Annotated in this window: 14 protein-coding genes and 1 tRNA gene; 5 read left to right on the top strand and 10 right to left on the bottom strand. The window is 74.0% G+C overall.

The features are described from left to right. Nucleotides 1-8 precede the first annotated feature (8 nt). The 4 genes from DXZ73_RS19575 to DXZ73_RS19560 are packed head-to-tail and all read right to left on the bottom strand — an operon-like array spanning nucleotide 9 to nucleotide 7,856. Nucleotides 9-2,279 (bottom strand): ABC transporter substrate-binding protein, encoded by a 2,271-nt coding sequence (locus DXZ73_RS19575; RefSeq protein ID WP_162890260.1) that lies wholly within the window; start codon nucleotides 2,277-2,279, stop codon nucleotides 9-11. Beyond that, a complete protein-coding gene (locus tag DXZ73_RS19570; RefSeq protein ID WP_240351415.1) occupies nucleotides 2,276-3,754 on the bottom strand; it encodes a VWA domain-containing protein in 1,479 nt (492 codons plus the stop codon). Before DXZ73_RS19570 ends, DXZ73_RS19575 begins: the two co-directional genes overlap by 4 nt. Nucleotides 3,755-3,768: 14 nt before the next feature. After that, entirely contained in the window at nucleotides 3,769-6,069 is a 2,301-nt protein-coding gene (locus DXZ73_RS19565) for a serine/threonine-protein kinase (RefSeq protein ID WP_116212273.1), read from the bottom strand. Beyond that, nucleotides 6,066-7,856 carry a S1 family peptidase gene (locus DXZ73_RS19560; protein WP_116212272.1) on the bottom strand — a complete coding sequence of 597 codons (1,791 nt, stop codon included), beginning with the start codon at nucleotides 7,854-7,856 and terminating at the stop codon, nucleotides 6,066-6,068. Before DXZ73_RS19560 ends, DXZ73_RS19565 begins: the two co-directional genes overlap by 4 nt. A gap of 406 nt (nucleotides 7,857-8,262) precedes the next feature. On the opposite strand from DXZ73_RS19560, the gene DXZ73_RS19555 reads away from it, so the two are divergent. Both DXZ73_RS19555 and DXZ73_RS19550 read left to right on the top strand, forming a co-directional pair. Continuing rightward, nucleotides 8,263-8,826, top strand: coding sequence for a hypothetical protein (locus DXZ73_RS19555; protein ID WP_116212271.1), 564 nt, complete (start codon nucleotides 8,263-8,265; stop codon nucleotides 8,824-8,826). Between the two features lie 315 nt (nucleotides 8,827-9,141). Beyond that, nucleotides 9,142-9,969, top strand: a complete 828-nt coding sequence (locus DXZ73_RS19550; RefSeq protein WP_116212270.1) for a class F sortase — start codon at nucleotides 9,142-9,144, stop codon at nucleotides 9,967-9,969. Here the strand turns inward: DXZ73_RS19550 and DXZ73_RS19545 are convergent. Next, nucleotides 9,887-10,408, bottom strand: a complete 522-nt coding sequence (locus tag DXZ73_RS19545) for a MarR family winged helix-turn-helix transcriptional regulator (protein ID WP_116212269.1) — start codon at nucleotides 10,406-10,408, stop codon at nucleotides 9,887-9,889. The two genes, DXZ73_RS19550 and DXZ73_RS19545, sit on opposite strands and share 83 nt — an antisense overlap. A gap of 71 nt (nucleotides 10,409-10,479) precedes the next feature. On the opposite strand from DXZ73_RS19545, the gene DXZ73_RS19540 reads away from it, so the two are divergent. Further along, complete coding sequence (locus DXZ73_RS19540; protein ID WP_116212268.1) at nucleotides 10,480-11,580, top strand: questin oxidase family protein; 1,101 nt, start codon at nucleotides 10,480-10,482, stop codon at nucleotides 11,578-11,580. A gap of 348 nt (nucleotides 11,581-11,928) precedes the next feature. On the opposite strand, the gene recQ is transcribed toward DXZ73_RS19540, so the two are convergent. Both recQ and DXZ73_RS19530 read right to left on the bottom strand, forming a co-directional pair. Beyond that, on the bottom strand, nucleotides 11,929-13,797 hold the full coding sequence (gene recQ, locus DXZ73_RS19535; protein WP_116212267.1) for a DNA helicase RecQ: 1,869 nt from the start codon (nucleotides 13,795-13,797) through the stop codon (nucleotides 11,929-11,931). A 237-nt stretch (nucleotides 13,798-14,034) separates the two neighbouring features. Beyond that, nucleotides 14,035-16,086, bottom strand: coding sequence for a restriction endonuclease (locus DXZ73_RS19530; RefSeq protein WP_205519190.1), 2,052 nt, complete (start codon nucleotides 16,084-16,086; stop codon nucleotides 14,035-14,037). Nucleotides 16,087-16,274: 188 nt separating this feature from the next. On the opposite strand from DXZ73_RS19530, the gene DXZ73_RS19525 reads away from it, so the two are divergent. Together DXZ73_RS19525 and DXZ73_RS38815 are read left to right on the top strand one after the other, a co-directional pair. Continuing rightward, on the top strand, nucleotides 16,275-16,742 hold the full coding sequence (locus DXZ73_RS19525; protein ID WP_162890259.1) for a hypothetical protein: 468 nt from the start codon (nucleotides 16,275-16,277) through the stop codon (nucleotides 16,740-16,742). A gap of 189 nt (nucleotides 16,743-16,931) precedes the next feature. Next, nucleotides 16,932-17,348 carry a hypothetical protein gene (locus tag DXZ73_RS38815; protein ID WP_205519189.1) on the top strand — a complete coding sequence of 139 codons (417 nt, stop codon included), beginning with the start codon at nucleotides 16,932-16,934 and terminating at the stop codon, nucleotides 17,346-17,348. 77 nt (nucleotides 17,349-17,425) lie between these two features. Here DXZ73_RS38815 and DXZ73_RS19515 read toward each other — a convergent pair. From DXZ73_RS19515 to DXZ73_RS38240, 3 genes are all read right to left on the bottom strand, one after another. Beyond that, a tRNA-Arg gene (locus DXZ73_RS19515) sits at nucleotides 17,426-17,498 on the bottom strand. Nucleotides 17,499-17,537: 39 nt separating this feature from the next. Next, nucleotides 17,538-17,849 (bottom strand): hypothetical protein, encoded by a 312-nt coding sequence (locus tag DXZ73_RS19510; RefSeq protein WP_116212265.1) that lies wholly within the window; start codon nucleotides 17,847-17,849, stop codon nucleotides 17,538-17,540. Between the two features lie 2 nt (nucleotides 17,850-17,851). Continuing rightward, complete coding sequence (locus DXZ73_RS38240) at nucleotides 17,852-18,001, bottom strand: hypothetical protein (RefSeq protein WP_162890258.1); 150 nt, start codon at nucleotides 17,999-18,001, stop codon at nucleotides 17,852-17,854. Nucleotides 18,002-18,052: the final 51 nt, after the last annotated feature.

Here is an 18,052-nt window from a genome sequence, read left to right as displayed (position 1 = left end):
CGGCAGGGCTATGAGCCGCCGCAGACGCGGTCCCCCCGCGGCGCGATCCCCTTGCGCACTGTTTCCAGGTCCCGCAAGACGCGGCTCAGCTTCGAAGAACTCGGCGCGCTCAAGTAATCGAGCACGCCGTGCTGAAAAGCGAACCGCATCCGCGGCGGCATCGAGTCGGAAGCGTCGAGGCACAGAGCCGAAGCGCCGCGCAGCTCCCGGTCGATGTGCGCGTTCAGCTGCTCGTCGGCCGGGAAGGACAGCGGCGGGCGGCCGGGGAAGAAGGGGAAGAACGGGCGGAAGGGGTTCCCCGGGCGGTCGTGGTCCGGCTCGGACCACACCCGCTGCGCCTCGTCGGTGGTGAGGAAGCGCATCAGCTCCCTCGCCTGGGGGCTGTCGTGGAGGAGCGCCGCGTAGTCCGCCGAGACCTCGCGCGCGGTGGAGCGCGGGTCCGCGCCGGGCAGCAGCCGCGGCGTGGGGACGAAGTCGGCGTGCCGGTCCTGCGGATAGCCGCTGCGGATGAACGTGCCCTGGTGTTCCAGCGCGCAGGCCCCGGGCCCGGAGGAGCGGAAGAGGCCCCGCGTGTAGTCCTCGGCGAGCGCGGTCCGCGCCGGACCCGCGGTGAAGACGGAGCCGAAGGTCCGCCAGGCCCTGGCCACCACGTCCGAGTCCCATTTCAGTGCGCCGTTCGCCAGCTGCTCGTACGCCCGCGTGCCGCTCTGCTGGAGCAGGATGTCCTCGATCCAGTCGGTGCCCGGCCAGCCGGAGGTGTCGTCGCCGCCCATGCCCGCGCACCAGTGGGCGCCGTCGGCGGCGAGTGCGGTCAGGTCCCGGGGCGGGGCGGCGGCGTCGTACCAGGCGATGCTCTTCAGATCGGCCTTGACCGGTACGGCGTAGACGCGGCCGCCCGCGCGGGACGTCCACTGCGGCCCGTACGCGTCCAGGGCGCTCTTCGGCAGGACGCCGTCGAGGGGCGTGAGCACCTTCCGCGCGGCGTAGTCGGCGGCCTCGCCGCGGCTGGGCAGGATGGCGATGTCGGGCGGGTCGCCGGTGCGCTCCCGGGAGAGCAGCACCTCGCGCAGGGCGGTGGTGCCCTGGTAGCTGACGCTGATCGCGCGATGGGTGCCGCTGGAGAAGGCCTTGAGGACCTTCTCGAACCGCTGCTTCTCCGGACCGGACCAGGAGGCGAGGACCGTCACCCTGCTGCGGTGCTCGTCCTGCCGGTCGCCGTAGGCCATGCCGCCGATCGTCACGAGCCAGAAGGCGAGCACGACGGCGGTGACCGGCTGCGTACGGGCCCCCACGCCCAGCAGCGCGCTCATCGGGCTCTCGGCGGGCCTGTCCGGGCCCTGGTGCCGGAAGCGGTATTCGTCGATGCGCGGCTGGAGCCCGATCAGGACCAGCGCGGCGATCAGCACGCCCGTCAGCGCGATCCAGCCCGTGGCCGCGGCCCGCCACTGCGTGCCCCGCAGGGCGCCGTTGACCCAGTGCAGGGTCCCGGCGCCGATCCCGCCGTGCGTCCGGTCGTGCTCGATCCGCGCGGCCGCCGCGTGCAGCCGGCGCTGGATCTGGACGGCGAGGACGGTCAGCGCCGGCACCAGCGCGGCCAGCAGCGCCGTGCCCGCGGCCAGGGCCGGGTTGACGCGGCGGCGGAACCGGCGGCGCAGCGTGCGCTGGGTGTCGACCAGCAGCCACGCCAGCCCTCCGCAGAGGACGAAGGCCACGGTCCAGGCGAGGGTCAGCAGCCAGCCGAAGGACACCTGCTGTCCCAGCACACCGCGCTGTGCGGCCTGGACCGCTTCGAGGCGGTCGACGATGCCGCTCTCGGGGCGCAGCAGCGTCGACCGGGCGCTCGCCACATAGGCGTCCCGCAGCACGTCGTCGGTGCCGCTGCGGACGGCCTGCTGGATGAGGTAGCCGTACGAGGAGACGAGTCCGGAGGCCGTGCGCAGGGTCTGCTGCGCGTCGTCGCCCGCGACGGTGCTCATGGCGGCCTTCTCCAGCGCCTGGTTGGCGGCGTTGAGCTGGGCCCGGTACTCCTCGCCCGCCCCCTCGACCGGCCCGGCCGGACCGGTCAGGCCGGCCTTCGCGGCGGTGAACGACGCCTCCAGCGAGGTCTCGGCCGCCGCGACTTCCACGATCGCGGGGGTCGTCCGGCCGTTCACCGCGGGGGAGTTGCGGCTGACGCCGTAGTACGCGGTCAGCAGCGCCGCGCACGCGATCACCGTCCCGACGAGGAGGGCGGCGAGGCGCCGTATGAGATACGGGCGGGTGCCGGACGTGCCGCTCATGCCGACGGGCCGGAGGGCGGCGGGGAGAAGCGGTGCCCGCACTGCGTGCAGACATTGGCGCCGGCCGCCGAGCGGCGGGTGCAGTCCGGGCACACCCGGTCCGGAGCCTCCTCCGGCGGCGGGGAGGGCCGCGCCGCCTCCGTCCACTGGGTGCTGTGATCGGCCGTCACCCAGGCCGCGTTGAGGTCACCGGCCGACAGGCCGGGCCGCACCCGCACCTCGCCCCGCGCCGGGTCGGCGACCGTCACCAGGCGCCGCAGTCTGCGCAGCGTCTTCTCGTCGCCCAGCTCGTGCGCCAGGCGTACCGCCCGCCCCCACGCGGCCTCCGCCGCGTCCGGCTCGCCGCGCTCGTACGCCTCGCACCCGGCGTTCACGGCCCGGCCCAGCTCCGCGTGCCCGTCGTAGTGGGCGACGCGCGGGTGGACGCGGGTGGACAGGGCGCGGTCGTCGGTCCACTGGACCGTGAACGGGCAGGGGTCCGGCAGCGCGACGGGTGCCGCGGCCGCCCCGGGGCCGGCCGTCACCAGGGCCACGGACGCCAGCCGGACCTCCTCGCCCAGCGGGTCGCCCTCCGGGTCGGCCGTGACGCAGAGGTGGAAGTCGCGGGACTCGTCGCCCCACGCCCCCGTCGGGAACTCCCAACTGCGCTTCCCCGTGCGCACGCCCTCCGCCGTGAGGTCCAGCTCGGTGGGGAAGACCTGCTTGACGAAACGGAGTTCGCTGCCGTCGCGCACGCTGACCCGGATCCGTACGTCCGGCAGCGCCTTGGCCATGGCGCCGGTCATCATCGTCCGGAACTCCGCCTCCAGGTCGGAGTCCTCCACGACCGCGTCGGCCATCCCGTGCAGCCGCGCGGCGATCGCGCGGAGCTCGTTGGCCGCCCACTCCTCGCCGATGCCCCGCGCGTCACACCGGAACCGGCCCGCGCACGCGGACAGGACGCGCTCCAGCTCGCCCGGCCGGTCGTGCTCGTTGCGCCCGTCGGTCAGCAGCAGGGCGTGCCGGATCGGGGTGTCCTGCGCGGCGAGGAGGGCGTGCGCGCAGTCCAGCCAGGTGGCGATCGCGGTGCCGCCGGCGGCCACCAGGCCGGAGGCGACATGGGCGGCGTCGGCCCGGGAGTCGGGACCGGCGACCGCCATCCGCTCGGTCCGCGGATAGACGACCCGGGCCCGGTCGGTGCCCTCGACGAGCGCGAACCGGGTGCCGTCGCGCAGCACGTCGACGGCCGCGGCCGCCGCCCGCCGGGCCGCAGCGATCTTCGTGCTCGGCGAGCTCATCGACCCCGAGCAGTCGATGACGATGACCTCGGCGGACTCGGCCCGCCGGGCGAGCGGCCCCAGCCCTTCGGCCTCGACGGTCAGGATCGCGTGCGCCGGCACGGTGCCGGAGCCGGCCGGCAGATAGTGGTTCCGGCCCAGAAGCGCGGTCAGCGCGGGCCCTCCCGGTCCGCCGCCGGCGCCGTTCGCTCGGTCCATCTGTCTCCCCCTGGTCAGACGCGGGTCGTCGGACGGACGCGGTTGGCCAGGTCGACCAGCGCGCCGAGACCGTCCGGGGTGCGGGCCTGCTGGGCGAGGCCGCGCAGCTTCTGTTCGAGCCGGGTGCGGATGGTGAACTCCTCGTCGTCCGTGCCGAAGAGCGTGCCCCCGCACCGCTCGGCCGCCGGCGTCGAGTCCGCCCGGATCCAGTCCAGGGCCACCTCCAGCAGCTCGGCCTCCAGCCGGTCGCGGGCCGGGCCCGCGCGGTGGCCCTCGTCGAGATACAGGCGCGGCAGCCGCACCAGCGCCTCGGTGAGGTCGGCCGCCCCCGGCAGGCTCCGCGCGCCGTCGGAGCACAGCCGCCCGGCGAGGATCCGCACGCACGCCGTGCGGGCCGCGTCGTGGTGCCGGGAGACCTCCGGCACGCCGTTCAGCAGCTGCACGGCGCCCCTGCGGTCCCCGGCGGCGAGCCGCAGCCGCGCGAGGCCGAACGCGGCGCTGCCCTGCGACCGGTTCCGCTGCCAGACGGCCTGGTAGTAGCGCTCGGCGGTGGCCGCGTCACCGCGGTGCTCCGCGCAGTAGCCCAGCGCCAGCTTCGGCGCGTACTCGCCCGGCAGGTCGGCGTAGACGCGGTCGAACTCCCGTTCCGCCGCTGCCGGTTCGCGCCGGGCCAGGTGCAGCAGCCCCTGGTGCCAGCTCAGCCGCCAGTCGTACGGAGCCGGGGCGCCCACCGCCGAGCGGGCTGCCGCCAGCCGCTCCGCCGCCGGGTCCGGCTCGCCCAGCTCCAGATGGGCCCGGCACTGCCGCAGCGGGATCTCCGCCGAGCCGCGCCCCGACGCGTACAGCTGCTGGATCAGCCGGCGCGGCCCGCCTGCCGTCGGCTGCCCGAGCAGCGGGGCGCCCGGGTCCGCGGGGTCCGGATAGGGCACCGGCAGGACCACGGGCACCCGGTCCGGCTCGGGCAGTCCGCTGTCCAGGACCGGCCGCCGCACCCCGCTCAGCCAGCGCTCCAGCGGCGGTACGCGCCCCAGCGACGCGTCCAGCAGGGCGGCCGTCGGCGCGAACAGCGCGGAAGGCTCGGGGTGTTCGCGCTCGGTGCGCAGCGCGCGGATCTCCCGCAGTACGCCGCGCAGCTGCTCCGCCATGTCGCGGGCGGAGGCGTAGCGGGCGCGCGGGTCCTCGGCGGTGGCGCGGGCGACGGCCCGTTCGTAGGACTCGCCGCCCAGGCCCGGCGGGCGGTCGCCGGGGGACGCCTCGTCGGACAGCGCCCGCAACGTCATCCCCACGCTGAAGAGGTCCGAGCGCGGGGACAGGCCCTCGGCCCGGTGGCGCACGACCTCGGGCGCGATGAAGCCGCGCGCGCCCAGGATGGTGCCGTCGTGGTCCCCGATCCTGCGGACCGCGCCCAGGTCGATGAGCTTGACCCGGTCCTCGTGGTGCATGACGTTGTTGGGCTTGAGGTCGCAGTAGACGAGGCCCTCGCGGTGGAGGTGGCCGAGCGCGTCGAGGACGCGGCAGCCGTACGCGAGGACGTACTCGAAGACGCGCGGCCCGCCGAACGGGCCGTCCCCGCCCGCTATCCGGTCCTTGACCTGCGACAGCTGCATGCCGCCGACGAACTCCATGACGATGTAGCCCGTGCGCCCGTCGTCCTCGGCCGCGCCCCGGGCCGGGTGGGTCACGTAGTTGATGATGCGGACGATGCCGGGGTGGTCGAGGCGGGTGAGCGACCGCCGCTCCTCGCCCGCGAGGTGGAGGGCGACGGGGTCGCCGGTGTGGATGAGGCCCTTGAGGGCGACCGGGTGGTTCTCCAGCCGGGTGTCGTGGGCCAGATAGACCCAGCCCAGGCCGCCGTTGGCGAGGGCGCCGACGACGCGGTACTGCTCGCCCACGAGGTCGCCCGCGGCCAGGCGCGGGGTGAAGTCGAAGGGGTGCCCGCAGTGGGGGCAGTAGCCGGTGGCGAGCGCGGGCTGGCCGGCGTGCGGGCGGCCGACGACGGCCGTGCAGCCCTCGTGGCCGCAGGTCTTGCCGCCGAGCGGCATCTGAGGGTCCGTCACGACGAGCGCCTCGGGGGAGGGGGTCCGTACGAAGGGCAGGTCGAGCAGGCCGTCGCCCGCGGGCTCCACGCTGAAGAGCGCTTCGGTGGCGATCCGCCGCCGGGTGCCGGCGGTGGGCGGGCTCTCCGCGGGCGCGCGCCGCGCGGGAGGGCGCAGCCGCCGCCCGGTCACCCGGCAGAAGCCCGTGCCGTCGGCGGAGCAGCCCTCGCAGTCCGGGCGGTCGCAGTCGGGTGGCCGGGCTCCGCCTTTCGCGGTCATGGCCGGTCGCCCCCTCGTGGGCGGTGGGTGTGCTGCCGTACGGCCTTCGCGAAGAGCTCCACCGCCCGCTCGGCCTCGGCGAGTTCGCAAGGAGCCTGGAAGAGGAGGTTGTGGGCCGCGCGGTAGAGCGGGGCCGCCGCCTGCTCCTCCTCCAGGCTGCGGGCCGCGAGCAGGGCGAAGAACGCCTCCAGCCGCCCGCGCAGTTCGTTGCGGCGCGCGATGCCCGCCTCGGCCCGGCCGATCGCCTCCTCGACCCTCAGCAGCCCCGACTCCACCGCGCTCTCGAACGCCGCGAGCTTCGGCAGGAAGCGTCTGCTGCCCAGCTCCGGGTCGCAGCGCAGCCCGGTCAGGTCGAGCCGCAGCCCGGCCGCCTCCTGCGGCACGGGGCGCACGGGCGCGACCAGGGCGACCCTGTCGTACGCGGCGCGCTCGCGGCGGGCGATGTGCTCGATGCGGTCACGCACCCGGTCGAGCCGCGCGGTGATCTCGTCCTTGCTCGGGTCGGCCATCCTCAGCGCCAGCTCCAGGCTCTGCGAGTCGGGGTTGCGGAAAACGAGCAGCAGGCGGGCGCCCCGGGCGGCCAGCAGGTCGGTGAACTCGACGAGCGCGACGGGATCGGCCGCGTAGTCGACCCCTTCCGCGACGATCGTCAGCGGCACGGCACGGATGTCACCGAACCGCCCCACCGCGCAATCCCCGCCCCCGGTGCGCAGTCCGAGCCGGTCGGCGACCCGCTCGGCGAAGAGCGCGACGGTCTCCCCGGACACGTCGAGCGCGAGATCGACACTGCCGACGGGCGGCACGGTGTCGTCGAGTGCCCGGGTGACGACGTGCCCGTTGGTGCCCCCGCCCGGGGGCCCGGGGGAGCGGGGGGAGGGGACGCGAGGGGTGTGCGCGACGCCCGGGAGGGGAGGGTCCGCCACCACCTCGCGGTCGGCCAGGGCGACCGCCCGGCTGAGGGTCGCGGCGCGGGCCGCCTCGCCTTTCTTGATGACGATCGCCTCGATGCGGCGCGTGCCCTCGGCGGAGCGGAACCAGCGGGCCAGCCAGCGCGCGAACTCCCGGTCGCGGGGCGCCCCCGACGGCACCGGCGGAAGGCTGTTGCCGCGCCGGCCCGTCACATGGTCGCCGATGAGCGGGAGATACCGCACGACGGTCTCGATGGGGATCATGTACGACAGGTGCAGCTTGCCGTCCGGCGCGGCCGAGGACCGGTCGTCGTAGCGGCTGACGACCATGCCCAGCACCCGGTGCGTCTCCGCGTCGGTCACGGCCGCCCCGCTGAACCCGGGCCGCACCGTCTCCTCCGGCGTCGCCGGGAAGAGCTGCACCCACTCGCCGCGCGGCCCGCTCGGACCCGCGATCGTGGCCCGGAACCACACCCCGTCGGCCAGCCCCTTCGTCCGTGGGAAGCCGCACATCCGCACGGCCCGCCCGGGCGACGGCGCCACGCGGTGCAGCGGCGCCGCGTGCCGGGCGTCCTGCGGTTCGGCGAGCCTGAGCAGGGCCACGTCGCCCCGGGAGTCCGACAGCTCCGGCACCCAGCACCGCTCGGCGACCCGGGCCCGCACGGCCGGCGCCCCGGCCACGCCGACGAGCTCCGCGACCACCTCGGCGGTGGGCTGCGGCCCGCCGTCCCAGGGGATGACATGGGCACAGGTCAGGACGGAGTCCGCGCCGACCAGGATGCCCGCGCCCAGCATGTCGCCGCCGGGCGTGGAAATGCGAACCCGCCAAGTCTCCTCGAACGTATGGCCGTTGACGGGGACCTCGGTCTCCTCCCCCATGGGCGCAGAGCATACGCGCGACCCGGCCCGAAGTGACCCCTTGTGACCCAGGGGTCACCGTTCTGTGTGGTGGAGGTCCGGACCTGCGTCCGCACGCCGCGGGGCGCGACGGGCGGCGTACGCGTCGGGTGCGCGCCGGGCCGCCGGCCGTCCCGGGACCGCCCCGGGTCACCCGTTCGCCGCATCCGGGGCAGGTTCCTCCGGTAGCCGTGCGGTCACCCCCGGTGACCTGCCGTTACGCCTTCCGGGCGGTTCGGCGGGCCGGGCCGGGGGCGGCCCATCCGATGCGATGTCGAGGTGCGGCGGCCCCGGAACGCGGTTTCGCTCGGCACATAGGAGCGCGGAACTCCCCCCACGCCTTCGGTGGCACATCGGTGTGCCGCGTCCGCGTTCTCGGAGGACAGGCATGCGTACTGCACGAGTGCTCGCCGGGGCCGCTCTGACCATCGTGGCCCTCGGGCCGACGGGCGCGCCCGCGCTCGCCGGGGACTTCGGGAAACTCGAGGTCTCTCCCAGCCCCGCCCAGCCCGGCACCCTGGTCACGGTGAACACCACCGCTTGCGGCTCCGACGGCTCGGGCTCGGGCACGGGCGACGCCAGCGCGGTCGGCGGCCCGGCCTCGTTCGCCCTGAAGCCGGACACGCGCAAGGAGGCCGCCGTCGGCCAGTTCTCGGTCCCGGCCAAGGCGAAGTCCGGCACGTACGGGATCGGCGTCAAGTGCCACAACGGCAAGGAGGCGACGGGCGACCTGATGGTCGGCAGCGGCAGCGGCAGCGGCAGTGGCGGCGCCAGCAGCAGCCCCGGCATGGGCGCCATGGCCACGATGCCGCCCAAGGGCGGCGTGAAGACCGGTGTCGGCTCCACGAGCGAGAACTCGGGCCTGACCGAGATCATGGCCGGAGCGGCTGTCCTGGCGACGGCGGCGGTGGGCGGTACGTGGTTCTTGCGGCGGCGTGGGGGACGGGCCTGAGCTTTCCGCTGGGTGCGGTTGCTCTGCCGGGTGCGGCTTGTCGGCGCCTGCGGCGGGCGGCCTCAATCGCCGGCCGGGCTGGTTTGGGTCGGCCTTCGTTGTCGGGTGCGGGGCCGTGCCGCTCCGGGGTGGTTCGGGACTGCTTCGCTTTACGTCCCGAACCACCCCTGCGCGTCCCGCCCCCTCCCGTCGCAATCAGCCTGTCCGGCGTTTGAGGACAGCGCGCGGAGCGTGCTTCGGGGTCTGGGGCGGAGCCCCAGTTTCGGGAAGGGGCGGGGATGGGGAAACAACCCGCGGCGCGGTGGAGGAGCCCTGATGGGCGAGACACGGAAGACCCGCCACGCCCGAGCGCGCACCGTCCACGCGGAGCGAGCCCGGGCAGCCCGCGCGGCATGCGCACCCCGAACCCCATACCCCCGCCACTCCGCCGCCGTGGACGCCCGCCGCAAAGCCACCGTCGCCACGGCCCTGGCCATAGCCCTGTGCACCGGCAGCTGGCTCATCCAGCACGGGGCCGGAGCCCAGGGGCCGCCCCCGCAGCCGTCCGCCGCCGAGGCGTTCTCACCGGCCTCGCCCAGCGCGCCCGTACCGCGCATGGGGCCCAGCGTGCCGCCGCTGCCGCCCTCGCCGCCGACCCGCGTCCGCATCCCCGAGATCCAGGTCGACGCCCCGACGCGGCCCCTGTCCCTGCTGCCGGACGGCAGCCTCGCCAGCCCGCCGGACGACGACCGCAACCTCGCCGGCTGGTACGCGGGCGGCGCCACGCCGGGAGCGACCGGCACCGCGATCGTCGCCGGGCACGTCGACACGGCCGTCGGCCCCGCCGTCTTCTACAGCCTGGGCGCCCTGAAGAAGGGCCAGGCCGTGGAGGTCGCCCGCGCCGACGGCCGTACCGCGGTCTTCACGATCGACGCGATCGAGGTGTACGGCAGCGCGGACTTCCCGTCGCAGAAGGTCTATGGCCCTTCCGCCCGGGCCGAGTTGAGGCTGATCACCTGTGGCGGGGGCTTCGACGAGGACGCCCACGAGTACCTGGGCAACGTCGTCGTCTACGCCCACCTCACTTCGGTGCGGGAGCCCTATCCGCAGGCGTGGCCGGCCGGTCCCGCACCTCTCGCGCCCATGCGTTCAGTCCTGCGATGAAGCCCGCGCGGTCGCGCGGCGACAGGCTGTCGAGCGCGCGCAGCAGCGGCTGGGATCGGGTGGCGATGAACGCCTCGACCGCCGGCAGGCGGTCGTCGGCGACGGCCACCAGCGTGCGGCGCCGGTTCGCGGGGTCCTCGCGCCGCTCGACCAGCCCGGCCCGGTCGAGCGCGCCCACCAGTTCACTGGTGGTCGACAGCGACAGCCGCAGCCGCCGCGCCAACTCGCTGACGGCCAGCGGCTGTTCCGCGAGCAGCTGTGGCAGCACCGCGCCGTGCCGCGCGGTGAGGCCGTGGGTGTCGAAGACCGCGCGCAGCTCGTCGGGCATCTCGGCGGGGGCCTGGCGGATGTAGGGCGCCAGCAGGGGGACCAGGCCGATGGCCTCGGTCTCCTCCGGGGTGGGGAGCCGGTGTGGCCCGGGTTCGGCGGCGTGCTGCATACTGAGATTGTAGATGCTTCGTAAATCCAAACCATTCGGGAATCCGAACTTCTGGACAGGGGGGCTCCACCATGCCGGTCATCGGTTACCAGGACGCGATCAACGACGCCCTGGAGCGCATGGACGACCTCGGATACGAACGCGGGGCCCAGGGCGACCTCGCCAACCACGGCCCCATGGGCGCGGAGGCGCTCGCCGTACTCGGCCACGGCGACGAGGTCGCCGCCTGGGTCGAGGGCTACCGCTCCGTCATGCCCCACCACGAGGTGCCCGCCCCGCGCTTCGCACTCGACCCCGCCGACGAGACCTCCTGGCGCCCGGCCCTCGGGGACTTCTCCCGCGCCGGCGACTGGGAACGGCTCTTCGCGCGCGAACTCGCCGACGCCGCCTGGCGCGACGTGCTCGTCCGCTGGTGGCCCCGGCTGCTGCCCGGACTGCTCGCGGGCCTCACCCACGGCGTGATCCGCACCGCCCACGCCGTACGCTCCCTCGCCGCCGCCCCGGAGCCCACCCCCGGCCAGCTCACGGAGCTGGCCCGGGGCCTCGCCTACTGGGCGGCCCGGTTCGCCCACCTGCCCGGCGAGGTCCGGATGCGGGGCACGCAGGACCTGGCGGGGGCCGTGGCGGCACTGCCCCGCACACCGCACGCGGGCGACTTCCGCGTCGGCTCGGCGGCGGGGCGGCTGGCCCACCCGGACCGGCTGCCCGGCTACGCGGAGGCGCTGGACGCGCTCGCCCCGACGCGCCCGCAGTGGCTGCTCACCGAGATGACCACCGAGTTCGCCGGGATCTACCTCGCCCATCCCGAACTTCCGCCCGCGCCCCTCGTCCACGGGGTCACCGCGCCCGCCGCCGTACGCCTCGTGCTGCCCCACCTGCCCGACGAACTCCACGAGCCGTCACTCGCCGCGCTCTGGCACGTGCACACCGCGCTGCTGCTCGCCTTCACCGGCGACCGCGGCGCCGAGGCCTCCGCGGCGTCCCGGGCCGCGGAGGCGGACGTACCGCCCTTCGGCGAACTCATCGCCCGAGCGGTCGCCCACGGCGACGAACACGTCCTCAAATTCACGGAGGCGTGCGCGCGCGAGCATGCGCTGAGGCCGGACGCGCGCTTCGGGGCCGCGGTGGAAGTCGCACAGCGGCGCATCGAGCCTCGGCCGATGGCGGGGTAGGGGTTCGCTGCTGGGTGCGGTGCCGTTCGCCTGCGGCGGGCTTGTTCCCCAGCCCCACCCCTTCCCGAAACCGGGGAGACCCCGGACCCCCGGACCCCCGGACCGCGCTTCGCGCGGTGTCCTCAAACTCCCCCAGCTACCTCCCCCAGACTCCGTCCAGGGGTGTCCCCAGAGGTGCCCCACGGGCTGCAATCAGCCCGTCCGGCGTTTGAGGACGCTCCCCCAGACTCCGTCCGGGGGGACCCCCAAGGGCGCTCTCGCCGCAGGCGGCAACGGGTCCGCGGCCGGGGGTCTGGGGTACGCGCCCCAGTTGCGGGAAGGGGCGGGGCGGGGAACAAGCCCGCCCGGCTACCCCTCCGCTCGCAGGCCCGCCAGCAGGTCCAGGATCGGTGGTCCGTACTTCGCCAGCTTGCCCTCGCCCACCCCGCTGATCCCCGACAGCTCCTCCAGAGAGGAAGGCGACACCGTCGCGATCTGCCGCAGCGTCGCATCGTGGAAGATCACATACGCGGGCACCCCGAGCTCCTTGGCCGTGGCCCCCCGCCACGCCCGCAGAGACTCGAAGACCGGCACGAGCTCCGCCGGCAGATCGACGGGCGCGCTCTTCTTGCCCGTGCCCGACGAGGAACGGGACGCGCTCTTCGCGGCGCGAGCCGGCTCGCGCCGCAGCCGCACCTCGCGCTGTCGGCCCAGCACCTCCGCGCTCGCGTCGGTGAGGACCAGCGTGCCGTAGTCGCCCTCGACGGCCAGCAGCCCCTGCGCCAGCAGCTGGCGGACCACGCCCCGCCACTCGGCGACGCTCAGCTCGGTGCCGATGCCGAAGACCGTCAGGCCGTCGTGGTCGTGCTGGATGACCTTCGCGGTCTTCTTGCCCAGCAGGATGTCGATGATCTGGCCCGCGCCGAACTTCTGCCGCCGCTCCCTGGCCAGCCGCAGCACCGCGGAGAGGAACTTCTGGGCGGCGATGGTGCCGTCCCACGTCTCGGCGGGCGTCAGACAGGTGTCGCAGTTGCCGCAGGCGGTGCTCTGCTGGCCGAAATACGCCAGCAGTTGCACCCGGCGGCACTCGACCGTCTCGCACAGCGCCAGCATCGCGTCGAGGTGCGCGCCGAGCCTGCGGCGGTGGGCGTCGTCGCCCTCGGAGCCGTCGATCATCTTGCGCTGCTGGACGACGTCCTGGAGCCCGTACGCCAGCCAGGCCGTGGACGGCAGCCCGTCGCGCCCGGCACGGCCGGTCTCCTGGTAGTAACCCTCGACGGACTTGGGCAGGTCGAGGTGGGCGACGAACCGGACGTCCGGCTTGTCGATGCCCATGCCGAACGCGATCGTGGCCACCACGACCACGCCGTCCTCACGCAGGAAGCGCGCCTGGTTCGCGGCGCGGGTCCGCGCGTCGAGCCCCGCGTGGTACGGCAGGGCGTCGATGCCGTTCTGCGCGAGGAACGCCGCCGTGTCCTCCACGCCCTTGCGGGACAGGCAGTAGACCACGCCCGCGTCACCGTCGTGCTCGCTGCGCAGCAGCTCCAGCAGCTGGCGCTTGGGCTCGTCCTTCGGGGCGATGCGGTACTGGATGTTCGGCCGGTCGAAGCTCGCCACGAAGTGCCGGGCGTCCTGGAGCTTCAGCCGCCCCGCGATCTCCGTGTGCGTGGCCTCCGTGGCGGTCGCGGTCAGCGCGATGCGCGGCACGTCCGGCCAGCGCTCGTGGAGCTGGGACAGCGCCAGGTAGTCCGGCCGGAAGTCGTGGCCCCACTGCGCCACACAGTGCGCCTCGTCGATGGCGAACAGGGAGATCTTGCCCCGGTCGAGCAGCCGCAGCGTCGCCTCGACCCGCAGCCGCTCCGGCGCCAGATAGAGCAGGTCGATCTCACCCGCGAGGAACTCCGCCTCGACCATCCGCCGCTCGTCGAGATCCTGCGTGGAGTTCAGGAAGCCCGCCCGGACACCGAGCGCGCGCAGCGCGTCGACCTGGTCCTGCATGAGCGCGATCAGCGGCGAGATCACGACACCCACACCGGGCCGCACGAGCGCCGGGATCTGATAGCAGAGCGACTTGCCGCCACCGGTGGGCATCAGGACGAGGGCATCGCCACCTGCGACGACGTGCTCGATGATCTCTTCCTGATCGCCCCGGAACGCGTCATAGCCGAAGACGCGCTGAAGACAGCCGAGCGCTTCGCTGGTACCGGCGGGACGGGAGGTCTGGGTGGGGTCGGCCATTTTTGCAGTCTACGAGGGTTCGCTTACCCGAATGGGTGATGTGGACAAGTGGGGTACGCCTCGGGGCTCCGCGATCCTGGGTGCGGATCCGTTGCCGCCTGCGGCGGGAGCTCCCTGCGGGAGCGTCCTCAATCGCCGGACGGGCTGAATTCCCGCACCCCGGGGGTCTGGGGGCGGAGCCCCCAGTTTCGGGAAGGGGCGGGGCTGGGGAAAAGCCCGCCGCAGGCGCAACGGACCTCACGCCACCTCGATACCGAAATCCTGCACGAGATCGGAGAGCCCGCCCCGATACCCCTGCCCGCCCACCACGAAGTCCCAGTCACCGTTCGCCCGCCGCCGGAAAGAGCCGAGCACCAGCGCCGTCTCCCCAGGCCGTCCGTCCGAGACCTCCAGCCGCCCCAGCTCGGAACCCGACGCGTCCGACAGCCGGATCCGCGCGTCCGTGAACTCCGAGAGGTCGGCGTCCGGATCGACGGCCGGGTCGATCGCGGCGACGAGGACCAGCCGGTCCGAGGCCGCGGGCAGGGCGTCGAAGGTCACGCGGAGGGCCGCCTTGTCCCCGGCGGACGGGGGCACCGCGCGCACGGACCCGTCCGGGGTGGCCGGATTGTTGTAGAAGACGAAGTGATCGTCGCTGAGCACCCGCGTGCCCTCGCAGACGAGCGCGCACACGTCCAGGGCGACCCGGCCGGACCACGACATCCCCAGGACGTTGTGATCACCGGCCGCGGGCTCGGCCGGGGCCGCCACGGGACGGGCCGCGGCCGCCGCGGCGCCCGGGCCGCCGCCCAGCCGGCCGCGCAGCCCGTGCCGGCCGAGCAGACCGACCAGCTCCTCGCCGGAGACCAGGGTCAGCGGCTTGCCGTTGGCGAAGGTGTACGAACCGGGGCCGAACCCCGAAGTCGTCACCAGCACGCCCTTGTTCGCGCCGGCGCCCTGCACGGTCCCGTACAGATCGCGCACCGCGGTCGGCGGCACCGTCTTGCGGTACCGCTTGACCTGCACGATGATCCGGCCGCCGCTGATCGGGTCCGGGTCGAGCGCCTCGACGTCCACGCCGCCGTCGTTGGAGCGCGTCGTCATCACGGCCTGCATCCCGCGGGCCCGGAACAGCTGGGCGACCAGCCCCTCGAACTCGATCGGGTCCATCTCGTAGAGATCCGGGTCATCACCGCCGCCGTGCGACACCACGCCCCGGCCCACCTCGTCGGGCATCCGCCCCGGCCGCACGGCCGCGAGCTGGTCGGGGCGGGCGGACAGCTGGCCGCCCAGCCCGTCGACGAGGCAGTCGACGGCGCTGACCTGCTCCAGGTGCAGCCCCTCGAAGACCCCCCGCGCCACGGAGACCGTGGCCAGGACGATCTGCGCGCGCCGCCCGGTGACCGGATCGTGGTCGTCGACGAAGCCGTTGAGCGATACGGACTCCAGCGCCCCGAACTCATCGGCAGCGAACAGCTCACGCACCGTCAGCAGCACGCACTGCGCCAGCACATCGCGGTACACGGCCCGGCGCTGGGCGGCGGGCCGGGCCGTCTCCTTGTCCTGGTCGGCGGTCGGCATGTACCGCACCGCCTTCGCCTCCGGCACGATCTCGTACCCCGGCAGCTCCGACGTCAGCACCAACTGCCGCGCGCCCGGGTCGTACGCGGCGGAGATCTGGTGCGGGAACTCCTGCGGCCAGGCGGAGGAGGCGTAGAGCGCGGCGGAGAAGTAGTCGACGACCGCGTCCGGGTCGCGCCCGCGCAGCGCCTCGGTCATCTCCGCGACGCCCGCGTTGTACCGCCGCGTCTCCGCGAGCTGCCCGGCGGCCCACTGGTCGTACTGCTGCCGGTACGCGGCCAGCTGCTGCTGCCGCTGTGCCTCGGCGGCCTGCGCGGCCTGCCAGTCGCGCTCGAACTGCTGGCGCGCGAAGCGGTACTGACCGGGATCGGGCATCGCCACCGGGTGCGTGAGGTGCCCAGGCTGGAACGGTTCGACCTCCTCGGGCCTGCGGAGCGCCGCCGCGGTGAACGCCGGTTCGGCGCACCCGGCCACCAGCAGCCCGGTCAACTCCGCGACCCGGCCCTCCAGCTCCTCCGTACGGCGCATGGCCTCGGCCTCGCGCCGCTGCCGGTACGCCGCGCGCTGCTCCCGGTCGAGCCGAGCGGTCTCGCGCTCGTACGCCCGCTGCTGCCGCTCCTGTTCCCGCTGAGCCTGCATCTGTTCCCGGTGTGCGGCTTCACGCTGGCGCTGCTGCTGACGCTGCGCCTCGGCCCAGATCCCTATCAGTCCGTTGGAGCGACGACTCATGCGGAAACATGCCCTCCCCTCGGGGCGCCCCTGCGCCCCGGACCGCGTACTGGCCCCACAACCAGCGGTGAGGAATCCGACTTTAGTCGAATTCAGCTGATCCGATTCGGCCGGGTGTGATCTTCGCGCGGCGCGGCGCCACTCGCACAAGCGAGTGATGTGCGGATTTATGGGTACGTGCTTACTTCATGAATATGCCGAACCGTACGAGGCTTTGCGCCGCCGTGGTCGCCACCGCCCTGCTGACAGCCGGCCCGCTCGCCCTGTCCGCCCGGGCCGCGGACGCCCCCACGGCCCCCGCCGTCACGGCGGCCCAGCAGTCCCGGGCCGAGGTCCGGGTCAACTCCTTCTTCCGGGAATACCGGGAGGCCGTCCTCCACAAGGGCCACTCGACCCCCGCCCAGGTGCGCGCCCGCTACCTCGCGCCCGACCTGGACAAGCGCCTCGACGCCTGGGCCCTCCAGCACGACGCCGACCCCGTCTTCCGTGCCCAGAACGTCCCCGCCTCCTGGGCCACCCGCTACGAGGGCAGCGGGGCCGGCCACTCCACGGTCGTCCTCACGGAGCGGTGGTCGGGCGGCGCGAAGCAGGAGGTCTGGTTCTCCGTCCGCCTCCAGGACCTCGTCATCAACGACCTCAAGGACCCGGCGTCGTAAGCGGTTTGCGGATCCGTGGGGCGGCGGGAGGTTTACCGAACTCTCTTCACGCTTGTGGAGGAGAGAACCGGTTTCCCCTGGTCATCAGACGTTGCGATGAGCCACTTTGGTCCGCAGACGCCGCCACGTCGACGGATTGGTCAGGTCGGACCACTCCGTGCTGCCCGCTTTCCATTTGGAGGAACTGACATGGCCAGCAACCGCAGGGCCCGCCTTCTCGCTCTCGTGACCGCCGTCCCGTTCGCCGCCGCGCTCATCGCCGCCGGAGCCGGTTCGGCATCGGCCGCGGAATCCATCGCGCCGCCCCACAGCGTCATGGTGACCACCCATCAGCTCGGAGGCGGCGACCACGGCAAGGGCGGTGGCGACCACGGCAAGGGCGAGGGCCACGGCCATGGCAAGGGCGAGGGTCACGGCAAGGGCGGTGGCCACGGCAAGGGCGACGACTGCGACCAGGGCAAGGGGCATGGCAAGGGTGGCGGCCACGGCAAGGGCGAGGGTCATGGCAAGGGCGGCGGCCACGGCAAGGGCGAGGGTCATGGCAAGGGCGGCGGCCACGGCAAGGGTGGCGGCAAGGGCGACGACTGCGGTGACTCGCACTCGTAGCGCACAGCCTCATCGGTGAACCGCACGACGAAGCCCTTCCGCCCGATCGGGCGGAAGGGCTTCGTCGTGCTGCGCTGTGCCCCCGGGCAGATTCGAACTGCCGACACCCGCTTTAGGAGAGCGGTGCTCTATCCCCTGAGCTACGGAGGCGGGGCAGCCGTCAGTGTAGCGGGTGGGCCGGGGGTGGGGTCAGGTGGTCGCGGCCCAGGAGATCGTGTGGTCCGTCGCCATCAGTGTCGCGATGACGATCAGGTCCGCCGCCCCCAGCGCGAGGCCGAGCGTCGCGCGGCCCTTGCGGGTCGTGCCGCGGGTCAGGGCCAGGGTCGCGAGGGTCAGGGCGATCGGGCCCAGGACCAGGTTGAAGATGAGCAGCCCCAGCAGGCCAAGAACGAAGGACCAGACGGCCATGGTGTCCGGCCGGCTGCGGGAGGGGCGCGGGGCGGGGGAGTTGTGCGGGGCCGGTGCGGTCGGGCGGCGCCGGGTGGTCAGGGTCGTCGTCATCGTCAGCGCTCCCTCGTCCGTTCACGGACCGCGAAGGCCAGCAGCCAGGCGGCGATGGCGCCCGCCGCCGGGAGCAGCAAGGGGAGCGGGGTGTGTGCCGCGGCGCCCACCAGGACTCCCAGCAGGAGGACGGCCGCTATCAGGAAGATCATTTCCGGTCCTTCCTCAAGCGTTGGGTGAACAGTTGGGATGACAACTGTTCA

The sequence above is a fragment of the Streptoverticillium olivoreticuli subsp. olivoreticuli genome (genome assembly GCF_003391135.1).
Lineage (GTDB): Bacteria > Actinomycetota > Actinomycetes > Streptomycetales > Streptomycetaceae > Streptomyces > Streptomyces blastmyceticus.
The sequence above is the reverse complement of the archived record's forward strand: the minus strand, read 5'-3'. Positions and strand labels throughout refer to the sequence as shown.

What these genes read in the sequence shown, in the direction of transcription:
- DXZ73_RS19575 (WP_162890260.1), bottom strand. Translation starts at nt 2,279, where the DNA reads ATGAGCGGCACGTCCGGCACCCGCCCGTATCTCATACGGCGCCTCGCC.
- DXZ73_RS19570 (WP_240351415.1), bottom strand. Translation starts at nt 3,754, where the DNA reads ATGGACCGAGCGAACGGCGCCGGCGGCGGACCGGGAGGGCCCGCGCTG.
- DXZ73_RS19565 (WP_116212273.1), bottom strand. Translation starts at nt 6,069, where the DNA reads ATGACCGCGAAAGGCGGAGCCCGGCCACCCGACTGCGACCGCCCGGAC.
- DXZ73_RS19560 (WP_116212272.1), bottom strand. Translation starts at nt 7,856, where the DNA reads ATGGGGGAGGAGACCGAGGTCCCCGTCAACGGCCATACGTTCGAGGAG.
- DXZ73_RS19555 (WP_116212271.1), top strand. Translation starts at nt 8,263, where the DNA reads ATGCGTACTGCACGAGTGCTCGCCGGGGCCGCTCTGACCATCGTGGCC.
- DXZ73_RS19550 (WP_116212270.1), top strand. Translation starts at nt 9,142, where the DNA reads ATGGGCGAGACACGGAAGACCCGCCACGCCCGAGCGCGCACCGTCCAC.
- DXZ73_RS19545 (WP_116212269.1), bottom strand. Translation starts at nt 10,408, where the DNA reads ATGCAGCACGCCGCCGAACCCGGGCCACACCGGCTCCCCACCCCGGAG.
- DXZ73_RS19540 (WP_116212268.1), top strand. Translation starts at nt 10,480, where the DNA reads ATGCCGGTCATCGGTTACCAGGACGCGATCAACGACGCCCTGGAGCGC.
- recQ (WP_116212267.1), bottom strand. Translation starts at nt 13,797, where the DNA reads ATGGCCGACCCCACCCAGACCTCCCGTCCCGCCGGTACCAGCGAAGCG.
- DXZ73_RS19530 (WP_205519190.1), bottom strand. Translation starts at nt 16,086, where the DNA reads ATGAGTCGTCGCTCCAACGGACTGATAGGGATCTGGGCCGAGGCGCAG.
- DXZ73_RS19525 (WP_162890259.1), top strand. Translation starts at nt 16,275, where the DNA reads ATGAATATGCCGAACCGTACGAGGCTTTGCGCCGCCGTGGTCGCCACC.
- DXZ73_RS38815 (WP_205519189.1), top strand. Translation starts at nt 16,932, where the DNA reads ATGGCCAGCAACCGCAGGGCCCGCCTTCTCGCTCTCGTGACCGCCGTC.
- DXZ73_RS19510 (WP_116212265.1), bottom strand. Translation starts at nt 17,849, where the DNA reads ATGACGACGACCCTGACCACCCGGCGCCGCCCGACCGCACCGGCCCCG.
- DXZ73_RS38240 (WP_162890258.1), bottom strand. Translation starts at nt 18,001, where the DNA reads ATGATCTTCCTGATAGCGGCCGTCCTCCTGCTGGGAGTCCTGGTGGGC.